Source organism: Salinivibrio sp. PR919, from assembly GCF_001995355.1.
Taxonomy (GTDB): Bacteria; Pseudomonadota; Gammaproteobacteria; order Enterobacterales; family Vibrionaceae; genus Salinivibrio; species Salinivibrio proteolyticus.
In genome coordinates, this window is sequence record NZ_MUFL01000009.1 from 32,213 (window position 1) to 45,114 (window position 12,902).

The 12,902-nt window shown below is 48.9% G+C and carries 11 protein-coding genes; 6 read left to right on the forward strand and 5 right to left on the reverse strand.

What is annotated here, in order from left to right; all coding sequences use genetic code 11:
- Window positions 1–21: 21 nt before the first annotated feature.
- The 3 genes from BZG83_RS02915 to BZG83_RS02925 all read left to right on the forward strand — a co-directional run bounded on the left by BZG83_RS02915 (window position 22) and on the right by BZG83_RS02925 (window position 3,034).
- Complete coding sequence (locus BZG83_RS02915) at window positions 22–1,002, forward strand: TRAP transporter substrate-binding protein (protein WP_077479304.1); 981 nt, start codon at window positions 22–24, stop codon at window positions 1,000–1,002.
- A gap of 71 nt (window positions 1,003–1,073) precedes the next feature.
- Entirely contained in the window at window positions 1,074–1,646 is a 573-nt protein-coding gene (locus tag BZG83_RS02920; RefSeq protein ID WP_077479305.1) for a TRAP transporter small permease, read from the forward strand.
- A complete protein-coding gene (locus tag BZG83_RS02925; RefSeq protein ID WP_077479306.1) occupies window positions 1,643–3,034 on the forward strand; it encodes a TRAP transporter large permease in 1,392 nt (463 codons plus the stop codon). Before BZG83_RS02920 ends, BZG83_RS02925 begins: the two co-directional genes overlap by 4 nt.
- Before the next feature lie 100 nt (window positions 3,035–3,134).
- Here the strand turns inward: BZG83_RS02925 and nhaC are convergent, their stop codons facing one another.
- Window positions 3,135–4,562, reverse strand: a complete 1,428-nt coding sequence (nhaC, locus tag BZG83_RS02930) for a Na+/H+ antiporter NhaC (protein WP_069590047.1) — start codon at window positions 4,560–4,562, stop codon at window positions 3,135–3,137.
- A gap of 545 nt (window positions 4,563–5,107) precedes the next feature.
- On the opposite strand from nhaC, the gene asd reads away from it, so the two are divergent.
- The gene (gene asd / locus BZG83_RS02935) at window positions 5,108–6,229 is read left to right on the forward strand and encodes an aspartate-semialdehyde dehydrogenase (RefSeq protein WP_069590083.1); all 1,122 of its coding nucleotides are present in this window, start codon (window positions 5,108–5,110) and stop codon (window positions 6,227–6,229) included.
- 166 nt (window positions 6,230–6,395) lie between these two features.
- Here asd and sodB read toward each other — a convergent pair whose 3' ends face one another.
- Window positions 6,396–6,980 carry a superoxide dismutase [Fe] gene (gene sodB / locus BZG83_RS02940; RefSeq protein ID WP_069590049.1) on the reverse strand — a complete coding sequence of 195 codons (585 nt, stop codon included), beginning with the start codon at window positions 6,978–6,980 and terminating at the stop codon, window positions 6,396–6,398.
- A 283-nt stretch (window positions 6,981–7,263) separates the two neighbouring features.
- Between sodB and BZG83_RS02945 the strand changes: the two genes are divergently transcribed.
- Window positions 7,264–7,602, forward strand: a complete 339-nt coding sequence (locus tag BZG83_RS02945; protein WP_069590051.1) for a Grx4 family monothiol glutaredoxin — start codon at window positions 7,264–7,266, stop codon at window positions 7,600–7,602.
- A gap of 84 nt (window positions 7,603–7,686) precedes the next feature.
- Here BZG83_RS02945 and BZG83_RS02950 read toward each other — a convergent pair whose 3' ends face one another.
- From BZG83_RS02950 to rnt, 3 genes are all read right to left on the reverse strand, one after another.
- The gene (locus BZG83_RS02950) at window positions 7,687–9,009 is read right to left on the reverse strand and encodes a Na+/H+ antiporter family protein (protein ID WP_077479307.1); all 1,323 of its coding nucleotides are present in this window, start codon (window positions 9,007–9,009) and stop codon (window positions 7,687–7,689) included.
- Window positions 9,010–9,322: 313 nt separating this feature from the next.
- A complete protein-coding gene (locus BZG83_RS02955; RefSeq protein ID WP_077479308.1) occupies window positions 9,323–10,630 on the reverse strand; it encodes an outer membrane protein transport protein in 1,308 nt (435 codons plus the stop codon).
- Between the two features lie 476 nt (window positions 10,631–11,106).
- On the reverse strand, window positions 11,107–11,784 hold the full coding sequence (rnt, locus tag BZG83_RS02960) for a ribonuclease T (RefSeq protein WP_077479309.1): 678 nt from the start codon (window positions 11,782–11,784) through the stop codon (window positions 11,107–11,109).
- A 177-nt stretch (window positions 11,785–11,961) separates the two neighbouring features.
- On the opposite strand from rnt, the gene motY reads away from it, so the two are divergent.
- Entirely contained in the window at window positions 11,962–12,819 is an 858-nt protein-coding gene (gene motY, locus BZG83_RS02965) for a flagellar protein MotY (RefSeq protein ID WP_232112026.1), read from the forward strand.
- Window positions 12,820–12,902: the final 83 nt, after the last annotated feature.

Here is a 12,902-nt window from a genome sequence, read left to right on the forward strand (position 1 = left end):
CACAAGGAAAGAGGTTGAACAATGAAAAAGCTGACATTGTCTGCAATTGCACTATCGATCACGTTAGCGAGTGCAGCTCACGCTGCCCCTGAAGTGATTAAGTTCTCCCACGTGGTGGCAGAAAACACGCCCAAAGGACAAATGGCGCTGCATTTCCGAGATCTTGTCGCTGAGCGTATTGGTGACAAATACGAAGTGGAAGTGTATCCAAACTCGCAATTGTTTGGTGACGGCAAGGAGATGGAAGCGCTCCTACTTGGTGATGTCCAGTTTATTGCCCCTTCTTTATCTAAATTCTCCAAGTACACCAAAAAACTCCAAGTCTTCGATTTGCCATTTTTGTTTGAGGACATGGAAGCGGTTGACCGTTTTCAGCAATCAGATGCGGGGCAATCGTTGCTGCAGTCGGTCAAAGGTAAAGGCATGATCGGGCTGGGCTATTTGCATAACGGCCTCAAGCAATTGTCTGCCAGTGAGCCACTGCGGGTACCGAGTGATGCGTCTGGTAAGAAATTCCGCATCATGAGTTCGGATGTGTTGGCGGCACAATTTGATGCGGTAGACGCAGTGCCGCTTAAAAAGCCCTTCTCGGAAGTCTTTACCCTTCTACAAACCCGAGCCATCGATGGCCAAGAGAATACCTGGTCAAACATTTATTCGAAGAAGTTCTTTGAAGTTCAGCCTTATATCACAGCATCAAACCATGGTGTGCTTGATTACATGGTTACCACCTCGGCGGAATTTTGGATGCAACTCCCAGATGCTGACCGTGAAGTGCTGAAAAAAGCGTTGGATGAGTCAGTGGCTTATGGCAATCAAATTGCGCAACAAAAAGCAGATGATGACCGCCAGAAGATCATTGACTCAGGACGCAGCCAAATTCTCACTTTGACCGATAAAGAGCGCGGTGAGTGGGTCGAAGCCATGCAGCCAGTGTGGCAGCAATTTGAGGATGAGATTGGCGCTGACTTGATTCAAGCGGCGGTACAAGCCAATCAATAATATCTAGCCGGGGATGCCCCGGCTTTTGTTTTATCTCCGGTCTGACCGGGTTCATCCGTAGGGAGTGTAGGATGATCAAGTTCTTGCATCGATTCGAAGAAACCGTCATTGGATTGCTACTGGTCGCGACGACCTTGTTGGTCTTTGTTGAGGTGGTGCTGCGTTTCTTCTTTAACGAAGGCTTACTTTGGGCACAAGAAGCCACCTTGTATTTATCGGCCTGGATGGTGCTGATTGGCGCGTCATGGGGGATCCGAGAAGGCGCGCATATTGGGGTAGATGCCTTGGTGAAAACATTTTCACCGTCACTGCAAAAGACAGTGACCTTAATTGCACTGGCGCTCGCCATGGTGTACTGCGTGCTGTTTTTCTATGGCAGTTGGGTCTACCTGAGCAAGATGAAGCTGATTGCGATTGAAATGGAAGATATTCCGATAGAAAAGTGGAAAGCCATGCTGTGCTTGCTGATCGGGTTCGCTTTGCTTGGACTGCGCATGATCACTGTGGCTATCGAAGTCATTCAAGGTAAGCGTCTTGGTTTTGGCTTTGCTGATGAAGCGAAGGAGAGCATGCATCTTGCTGAAGAGGGTGTTGAGGGTATGTCAACAAGCCGTTCAGCGGAAGGCAAGGAGGAATCAAAATGACCATTGCGGTTTTGTTTGGGTTATTGTTTTTGTGCATGTTCATGGGCATGCCCATTGCCATTGCGCTGGGATTATCGAGCGTCAGTACCATTTTACTGTTCTCCAATGATTCCCTTGCCTCGATTTCTCTGAAACTTTTTGAAGCGACGACACACCATTACACGCTGTTGGCGATTYCTTTTTTCATCCTATCTTCTGCCTTTCTCTCAACTGGAGGAGTGGCGCGTCGGTTAATTAATTTTGCGGTTGATTGCGTTGGCCATGTACGTGGTGGATTGGCGATGGCATCTGTCATGGCGTGCATGCTGTTTGCGGCAGTCTCAGGTTCATCGCCTGCAACGGTTGCAGCCATTGGCTCGATTGTGATTGTGGGGATGGTAAGAGCAGGCTATCCAAAAGCGTTTGCCGCTGGGGTGATCGCCAATGCGGGCACCTTGGGGATATTGATCCCTCCGTCAATTGTGATGCTGGTATATGCGGCGGCAACGGAAGTATCTGCCTCGAAGATGTTTATGGCAGGCTTTATTCCGGGCTTAATGATGGGCGGGATCCTGATGGTCGCGATTTACATTGTCGCACGCATTAAAGGCTTACCCTCGCAGCCTTTCCCAGGCGTTAGCGCAGTGCTTGGCTCAGGGGCGCGAGCGATGGGCGGACTCATGCTTATCATCATTGTGTTGGGCTCTATCTATGGTGGCATAGCCAGCCCGACTGAAGCGGCTTCAGTTGCGGCTGTGTACGCATGGTTGGTGAGTGTGTGGGGGTACCGTGATATCGGACCGCTGAAAGACACCCCGTGGCGTTTTGAGGGCGAGTCATCAATTCGTGCTTGGGGACGTAATATCGTCCAGCTGCCTTGGGTGATGATACGCTCGGTAACCGATAAAGAAGTGGCCCATGTGGTAAAAGATGCTGCCAAGGTTAGCATTATGCTGCTCTTTATTATCGCCAATGCGATGTTGTTTGCCCATGTGCTGACCACTGAGCGCATTCCACATACCATTGCCGAAAGCATTGTGGCATGGGGGCTGCCTGCGTGGGGCTTTTTAATCGTGGTCAATATCCTCCTATTGATTGCGGGAAACTTTATGGAGCCGTCGGCGATTTTGTTGATTATGGCGCCGATTTTATTCCCCATCGCCATGCAGTTGGGTATCGACCCCATTCATTTGGGGATCATTATGGTGGTCAATATGGAAATCGGGATGCTGACCCCACCGGTTGGGTTGAACCTATTTGTGACGGCGGGGATTACTGGTGAGTCCATCGGTTGGGCAATCAAGGCGGCGCTGCCTTGGCTAAGCTTGCTACTGGTGTTCTTAATGCTGATTACCTACATTCCGCAAATTTCGCTCTTTTTACCTGAGTACCTCGATTCATTGCGCTAGCGAGAGTTGAGTGCTGGTGATGCAAACAAAGAAGGCGCCGAGTCGGCGCCTTCTTTGTCTTCAGATTGCTCGCGGCGAGCGTGCCGCGTGACAAAAAAGATTATGCTTTCTCTGCAGCAGGCGTCATGGTTTCCGCCGCAGTTTGTTTGTCATCTACTTTGTCAACAAACCATCCCATGTAGCTGGTTACGATGGTGACAGCGATACACACAAAGCTTAACCACATAAACGGGGCGTAAGACAGGGTTGCAACACCCAGAATGCTGGCCATGTAGATACCATTGTCACTCCACGGCACCATGCCTGATGTCAGCGTGCCACCGAACTCAGCATTTCGTGATAGGTTTTTGCGTTGATAACCTAAGCGGTCGTAGTTTTTGGCACAGATTTTTGGTGTCAGGATCAGTGATACATACATCGCTGAACCAAAAATGTTCCCCATAAACGCCGTACCAATAGTTGAGGTGGCGAGGCTACCTGCGCTGTTAACGCGACGCTCAAACAGATTTGCGATGGTATGTAAAACGCCGACTTTTTCCAGCAATCCGCCGAAGCCAAGACCAAACACGATCACCGCAACCGAGCCCAGCATCGATTCCATGCCGCCACGGTTTAAGATGGCATCAATAAAGTCGACGCCCGAGGAGATATGAAAAGGCGCCCATGCGGTGTTGATTGCCTGCACGGGAGTCATGTCTTGCAGCATCACCGCCCATACAATACCGAGTAACGAGCCAAAGCTAATTACAGGGAACGAGGGTAGACGCATCGCAAGCAATACCAACACCGCCAAAACAGGAATGAAAGAGAGCGGCGTGATCACAAATTGATCTTCCATGGCCAACATCACGGTCTCAACTTGGCCCATGTCCACGTTGCCCGCGTAGTGCCATCCTACAGCGGTAAAGAGAATACCGGTGATGATGTAGCTGATAAGCGCAATTGGCAGCATGCCTTTAATGTGCTCAACGATCTCAACGCCTGACATTGATGAGGCCAAAATCACCGAATCTGAGAGCGGCGACATTTTGTCACCAAAGTAACAACCAGAAAGCACGGCGCCTGCGGTCATGGGGGCGGGAATACCTAAACCTTGCCCAATGCCCATCATGGCGATGCCGGCTGTACCTGCCGAGCCCCAAGAGGTTCCGGTAGCCAATGCGGTGAGGGAACAAATCAACATGGTCGCAAGAAGGAAAATAGAAGGGTGAATTGCTTTCAGACCATAGAAGATAATGGTTGGAACGATACCACCTGCAATCCATGTACCGACTAAGGCACCGACCGAAAGCAGAATAAGCACAGCGCCTAAACCATTTGAGATCCCTTTCGTGGCAGCAGCCTCAAGGTCTTTATATTGATGACCGAGTTTTAGGCCTAATACCATGATCACGAACCAGCCGATAAACAGGGCCAATTGGATCGGGAGATCGAGTTTTGCCGTAAATGAAAACGCTAGCGCGAGAAATATACCGAGCGAGAGAATCACTTGAAAGACTGATGGCAGTCTTGCTTGTTGTGTTGTCATAACCTTAACCTTCTTCACGTCGCACTCCTTGCAAAGCCGTGGGGCGAACGTATCGACATCATTATTGGAAGGTGGACCTAATGTGATAACGCGACTACTCCCTGCGCAATTTAACCCCTTTAACCAGGGCTAAACTCACATCACTCTCCGTGTGTCAGTATCCTATTCCGTTTGTGAGGCGACATACTCTAGCTAACACCACAAAGAGATGGGAAACATTTTTGCCAGTAATGTGAGTCTTCCGCGAATTAGGTTGCGATTACCGTATCCAGGTTAACTCTAGGGAAAGAGTTGGTTTTAAATTAATTAAAATATGGTTTTTATTTTGTTGCTAGTTGTGTGTTTTTTCGTCGCACGTACGTTAAATGTCTTCATACACATCTGTCTGGATTCCTTTGGTTTGATGAGGAATTGAACAGTTAATGACCTTGACCTGACTATCGTAAATCGACGTGTTAGTATCAAAAGCGTTTTTTCACTGACCGAACCGTGCTTATCTGGTTAAGCGTTTGGTTCAGTCACACAACATGGAGTGTGAAATTATGATGCGAGTAGGTTTAATTGGCTGGCGTGGCATGGTGGGATCTGTGCTGATGCAGCGTATGGTAGAAGAAAAAGACTTTGACCATATTGAGCCTGTCTTCTTCAGCACCTCACAAGTTGGCATCGCGGCCCCGAATTTCGGCAAAGATGCGGGCATGCTTAAAGATGCTTACGACATTGAGGCCCTTAAAACCCTAGATGCTATTATCACCTGCCAAGGCGGGGATTACACCAACGCGGTTTATCCTAAGTTGCGTCAAGCTGGCTGGAAAGGCTACTGGATTGATGCAGCCTCATCATTGCGAATGGCAGATGATAGTATCATCACCTTGGATCCGATTAACTTTAAACAGATTCAAGCAGGGATCCACGGCGGTACACGCACGTTTGTGGGCGGTAACTGCACCGTTAGCTTAATGCTAATGGGCCTAGGCGGTCTTTACCAATCAGGTTTGGTCGAGTGGATGACGGCGCAAACCTATCAAGCCGCGTCTGGCTCTGGCGCCAAGCATATGCGCGAGCTGATCAGTCAAATGGGCGTGATTAACGATGCGGTCAACACCGATCTGGCCAGTCCCGCGACCTCGATTCTCGACATCGACCGTAAAGTCGCCCAGACCCTTCGCTCCGATGATTTCCCTGCCGATAACTTTGGTGTGCCACTAGCGGGCTCACTGATCCCTTGGATTGATGTGAAACGTGATAATGGTCAGAGCAAGGAAGAGTGGAAAGCGACTGTTGAAACCAACAAAATCTTAGGTCTACAAGACAATCCAATCCCTATCGATGGCACTTGCGTACGTATTGGTGCAATGCGTTGTCACAGCCAAGCCTTAACGGTGAAGCTGAAAAAAGCAGTACCAATGGATGAAATCGAAGAGATGATTGGTTCGCACAATGATTGGGTGAAAGTGGTACCTAATGAACGTGAAGTGACCATGACTGACTTGAGCCCAGCGAAGGTGACTGGCACATTATCGATCCCGGTAGGCCGCCTGCGTAAACTGGCAATGGGTGATGATTTTCTTAATGCCTTTACGGTGGGTGACCAACTGCTTTGGGGGGCGGCTGAGCCACTGCGTCGCTCGCTGCGCATTATCTTAGCGGAAACCGCGCAAGATTAATGATGGCTATTTCGCCAAACCAAGCCGCCAATTTGGGCGGCTTTTTATTGCCCACCATTTAAGGATCGTCGCCAGCTCACTGTCGCCAGTGTGTCATACTGAATATGAACCATAAAAAAGGAGGCGATATCCGCCTCCTTCTGACTGGGTATGTGACGTTAGGTCATTAAGCGGCGAAGTTTTTCGCGACAAATTCCCAGTTGATCAGTTTCCAGAACGCAGCCATGTAATCTGGACGTACGTTACGGTAATCGATGTAGTAAGCGTGTTCCCAAACATCAACAGTCATCAGTGGCGTTTCACCGTCGTGAGTCACTGGTGTTTCGGCATTTGAGGTGTTCACGATTGCCACAGAACCGTCCGCTTTTTTGACCAGCCAAGTCCAGCCAGAGCCAAAGTTGTTCACTGCTGAGGTAGTGAACTGAGTTTTGAACTCTTCGAAAGAGCCAAACGCTTTGTTGATTGCGTCTGCTAGCTCACCAGTTGGCTCGCCACCACCGTTCGGGCTTAGGCAATGCCAATAGAAGGTGTGGTTCCACACTTGAGCTGCGTTGTTGAAGACACCGCCTGAAGAGGTTTTGATGATGTCTTCAAGTGATTTACCTTCGAATTCAGTCCCTTCGATCAGACCATTGAGCTTAACCACGTAAGTGTTGTGGTGTTTGCCATAGTGATACTCGAGGGTTTCTTTTGAAATGTGTGGCTCTAGCGCGTCTTTCGCGTAAGGCAGTTCAGGTAGTTGGAATGACATTGCTTATATCTCCGTTTTTATATGGGGAGTGCTTCCTGTAGTCCGACACCGACATTCTCTAAAGAGGGAATGTTCTCAGCTGATACCGCTGTAAAACATGACCCCATGGCGGTGTGGCTACTCTTTTTCGTTTTGCTCCGCCTAGTTTAGCAAGTTTTTACTTTATTAAAAGGATGGCGGCAAAATTTTTGTTGCTAATCCCACAATGGATTTAGGCATTTTTTTCCAATCGGTTAGCAAGTAGAATCAAGGGTAAGACTCAAAGACAGTGTTCGAGGAAGCAATGGAAACGATTGATAAGATTAAGCAGCAAATCGAAGAAAATGCGATTCTGCTGTATATGAAAGGCTCTCCTAAGCTGCCAAGTTGTGGTTTTTCATCACAAGCATCACAAGCGCTGATGGCATGTGGCGAAAAGTTTGCTTATGTAGACGTACTCCAAAACCCAGATATCCGCGCTGAACTCCCCGTTTATGCCCAGTGGCCAACCTTTCCACAGCTTTGGGTTGAGGGTGAATTAGTCGGCGGTTGTGACATTATTTTGGAAATGTTCCAAAAGGGTGAGTTACAGCCACTCGTCAAAGAAGCGGCAGAGCGTCGTGACGCGAGCGAAAATGAGTGATTGAGAAGACACACATTCGCTGAAGTACGCAAAAAGCCACGTTGAGAAACGTGGCTTTTTTATCGCTGACAGAGGCCTTTGCGATTACAGCACCATCGCCGCTAACCAGCCAAAGGCAATCAGAGGTAGGTTATAGTGGATAAAGGTAGGAACCACTGTATCCCAAATATGCTCGTGCTGTCCGTCGGCATTGAGCCCTGATGTTGGACCTAAAGTCGAGTCGGATGCCGGGGAGCCCGCATCACCAAGCGCGGCAGCCGTGCCGACCAATGCGATAGTCGCCATTGGTGAGAAACCAAACGCCAAAGACAATGGCACATAGATGGTTGCGATAATCGGAATGGTCGAGAACGATGAGCCAATGCCCATGGTCACCAACAAGCCAACGACCAACATCAGAAACGCGGCTAGCGGCTTGTTGTCGCCAATTGAGCCAGATAAGGAGCTGACGAGCGATTCAACGCCGCCGGTGGCCTTCATCACCGCCGCAAATCCCGCCGCCGTGATCATGATAAAGCCGATCATGGCCATCATGTGGACCCCTTTGGTGAACACATCTTGGGTGTCTTTCCAGCGGATCACGCCGCCAAAGGTAAATACCATAAAGCCTGCTAATGAGCCCACAATCATTGAGCCTGCCATCAACTGAACGCTTAGGGCGGCGATAATTGCGACGCCAGCGACCCAAAGATTACGAGACTCAACCTGATTGTTTTCAGGTTCGGCATCGAGAATTGCGCCTTCCTGATACTGCCGTGGCTTGCGATAGCTAATAAAAGTGGCGATCAGTAAGCCCACGACCATGCCAGCGGCGGGAAGCAACATTGCGGTTGGTACTTGAGCGGCAACCACATCGAGGCCATTTTCATTCAGGTTTTTGAGCAAAATGTTGTTCAAAAAGATGCCACCAAAGCCAACGGGTAACACCATATACGGCATAATCAAACCGAAGGTCAGCACACAAGCTACCAAACGGCGATCGAGCTTTAAGCGTTGGAACACATGCAGTAACGGTGGGATCACAATAGGAATAAATGCAATGTGTACGGGGATCGCGTTCTGAGACGAAATGGCGAGTAAGCCGAGTAAAATTAAGACAAGATACTTGAATGTGGTTGTCGCAGCGTCGGTTGGGCGTGCATTGAGTTTACGGATGACCGCATGGGCGAGCACATCTGTGATCCCCGAACGGCTAATTGCTACGGCAAATGTGCCAAGCATGGCATAACTTAGAGCAATAGTGGCGCCACCACCTAATCCACCTTCAAAGGCGCTGATGGTGTCTGACAAGCTCAAGCCGCCAACCAATCCACCTAAGACGGCGCTAAATGTCAACGCAACCACGACATTGACGCGCATTAGCGCCAGTGCCAGCATGACACAGACCGAAATAACTACCGGGTTCATGAAAACTTTCCTGTTATGGGCATTGTGACTGCAGCTAAGCTGCGGGGTCTATCTATGGTTTTGTAATTAAGCCACCCAGTTTGCGCAAAAATTTGTCTGTGTCGAGGGGGAATCGACTTTTTTTGTTATTTTATTTCATCAAAAAAAGTGAAGGTCGCTAAAGCGCTAAAAAATTGGCTTGCCAGTTTGTTTGGTTGTCTACCTATTTGGCAGGTTGATTTCTGCAGCAGAAAAGATTTTTATTACTTCGACACGAACAAAAAAACGGCCAACATAAAGCTGGCCGTTTGATACGAGTATTTGCTGATTGAGGTTAGAACAAGTAGTTCAGCTGCAACCCGTAGATATACGCGTCACCACCGGCTGAGAAAGCAAAGCCATCCTCGCTTCCGTCTACCTGCTCTCCGTCCAAGTACGCAAATCCAGCATCAATAGAAAGGTTGTCATTTGCAGTATAGGTTGCACCTAGACTCCACCAATGACGATCAGAGTCAGGAATGCTCAGTGTGCGATCTTTAGCGTTTACAGGACTCTCGTCATACGCATAACCCGCTCGGAACGCCCAGTGGTTGTCCATGGTATAGGTGGCACCCAACGCATAGCGCCAGCTGTTATCCCAGTTTTCATCTTTTTGCAAACACTGCCCGGCGGTGCCGTCATTACAGTTTGATGGAGAGCTAGTCGCCTTTAACTCTTGGAAGCTATCCCATCCGATATACATAGCACTATAGTGTAGTGCGATCTGTTGGTTRAGCTGGTGGAAGCCTGAAAACTCAATGATTTCGGGGAGGTTTAGCTCAAGTTCGCCTGATACTGATTGTCCAGGCTTGCCTACAGAAGCTGTGGCTAGCCCTTCATAGTTACCCTCAAGGGTAATATCAGACTGTGAACGATAAGAAAGTCCGAAGCGATTATCTTCGTTAACTTCCCATAGAGCACCAAGGTTCCATCCAAAACCCCAGCCATCACCTTTGAGGTGCGCGATGCGATCCGTTGCTGAAGATGTACCAGGCAATGAGGGTGTTCCCGCAGCGGCACCAGCAAATCGATTCAACTCTGCATCTGCATAAATTGCGCTAATGCCCGCGCCGACACTCCATTGTTCGTTAATTTTGTATGCGATGTTAGGGTTGAAATTCATCGTGACGAGTGCTGTATCCCCAGCACCCACACCAGCCGCAAAATCTTTAGGATATTCGGTAGATAGGCCAAAATTAGAGAAGGCGGAAAAGCCAACAACAATTTGGTCATCGATAGGATGGATTAAATGGAAGCTAGGTACGTACTCGGTTGGCGCTATATCTTTCGCTTCTGTAGACATTCCTAGAGCTTCTAGAGCTGCTTTTGATACTGCACCATTGTTTGCGCTTTGAACGTCCGCATGCACATCTGGGTCAATGATACTTAAACCACCCGAAAACGCGGTGGTATTGAAGCGGGTTAGGGCGGCAGCGTTTCGTGCGCCGACTGCGGCATTATCCGCAATCGCGGCTTCACCGGCAAAGGCTCGCCCTAAACCGGATACCGAGGTCTCTGACACTTGGAAGCCGGCACTATGAGCTTGCACGGCTAGCAAAGATAAACTGGTTGCCACTAGCGATTTTTTAAATAGTGATGACATAGCGCGCCTCACTCCTTGATTATTTAGCTTCTTGTCCTTTAGGGCCGCCCCCTTCCGTGCCCATGTTCTCTGGGCTACAAAAGTGGTCGGATGTTATTCACACCTAATAGTGGCACCGATTTGCCATTTGTTAAAGGGAGGTTTCAAAAGGGAAAGCTAAGTGATATGCGAGAATTGTTAGCATGCGTTTGTATTGGACGTTTTAAGTAAAAACTCTACTCAATGATTTATTAAAATACTTATTGATTTTACGCCTTTTTTCTTGCTGTGCTTTGTTGCGCATGCTTTGTGTGCCTGTTTAAATTCTCTTTGTGGAAGCGTTAAGGTTAGGTGACAACCAGATCGCAAAAATGTGATGGCAAACATATTGTTAACAAAATGAATAGGGCGTATTTAAAGCTTAAGAGCCTAAAGTCGAGGGAAGGTGTCTGGGTGAAAAAAGCGACCCGATTGGGTCGCCTCATGCATGGATAATCTTAGGTCTCCGATGCCGTCGATGCATCGCTGTTCTCGGACGTGATGGCTAGTGGCCAGCCGCCTAGGCGTTTCCAGCGATTAACTATCTCACAGAAGAGCTCTGCGGTGCGCTCAGTATCATAAAGGGCGCTATGTGCTTCTTTATTGTCGAATGCAATCTCAGCGGCTTGGCAGGCTTTTGCTAATACCGTTTGTCCGAGCGCAAGCCCACTGAGTGCCGCTGTATCAAATGTCGCGAAAGGATGGAAAGGGTTGCGCTTTAATTGCGCGCGTTCAGCGGCGGCCATGACGAAGCTATGATCAAAGTTTGCATTGTGGGCGACCATGATCGCGCGCTGGCACTCTGCCGCCTTTTGCTCTTTACGGATCAGCTTGAAAATCTCGCGCAGTGCTTCTCCTTCATCAACCGCGCCACGCAGTGGGCTAAATGGGTCTCGAATGCCAGTAAATTCGAGCGCCGCTGGCTCAAGGTTTGCGCCTTCAAATGGCGTGACATGAAAGTGAATGGTTTTATCTGGTGTCAGCCAGCCTTGTTCATCCATTTTTAGGGTGACGGCGCAGATTTCTAACAAAGCATCGGTTTTTGCGTTAAATCCTGCGGTTTCTACGTCCACAACAACAGGAAAATAGCCGCGGAAACGGGCTTTAAGGCTATTTGGATCGAGATCTTGGCTCATGCAGTCGTCACTTTACTGGGAAGAATAAAAGCGTGATTATCGCAAATCGCGGCGTTAAGCTAAAGTCGGCGTGACTCACGTCGATATCTTAAGTTACACACTGCGCTAAAGCGTAAAGAGAGTATGATGCGAAAATCGGTTTTTAGGACAATGAGTCGCCCGTCGGTGTTCGGGATAATGGTTGCAGTCAGCGGGCTATGGCTGGCCTTACCCGCATGGGCAAACAAGCTTTACGTCGCGCCGTTAGGGGAATCCAACTGGACGGTCACCATAGATACGCCGATTGAGTGTCGCTTGGAGCACATCATTCCTCGTTATGGGCAAGCCTCATTTACCTCTCGCGCCAGTAAAGAGATGAATTTAGACTTTGAACTCGATATGCAGCGTCCGATGGGAAAAACCGCAGACGTTTCTTTGCTCTCTATGCCCGCAGACTGGATGCCTGGTGAGCCGGCGAAATATATGGATCAACTGAAGTTCTTCAAGCAATTTGATGGTTATGTTGGCGGACAAACGGCATGGGCGATGCTCAGTGAGTTAGAAGATGGGCGATTCCCTACCTTTAGCTTTCAAGATTGGCAACGACAACAGCAGCGTGTTGATATTGCGCTGTCTGCGGTGGCGTTTGGTGCGCCATATCATGAGTTTAGCCGTTGCTTAAATAGCCTACTGCCGTATGCGTTTGAAGATATTTCATTTACGGTGCTGCGGTATCAAGAAAACAGTGATGAACTGACGAAAGCGAGTATGCAGCGCCTGACACAGATCGCAGAGTTTGTTCGTTACAGTGATGATATCGATCTTATCCTTGTGGCAACGTATTCGGACTCCCGCGGAACACGTGCCGCTAATCAGCAAATGTCTGAACGGCGCGCCAAAAAGTTACGCGACTATTTTACGTCTCTTGGACTTCCTGAAGATAGGATTACGGTGGAAGCCTATGGGGAGCGACGTCCAATTGCAGACAATAACGACCCGATTGGACGAAGCAAGAACCGACGCGTGGTGATCTCTTTAGGACGGACCTTGCTGTAGCCCTGATTGAATGTCAAAAAGCCCAGCATGACCGCTGGGCTTTCTATTCTCACCACGGCGTAAATCGTGGTAATTAACCGCGT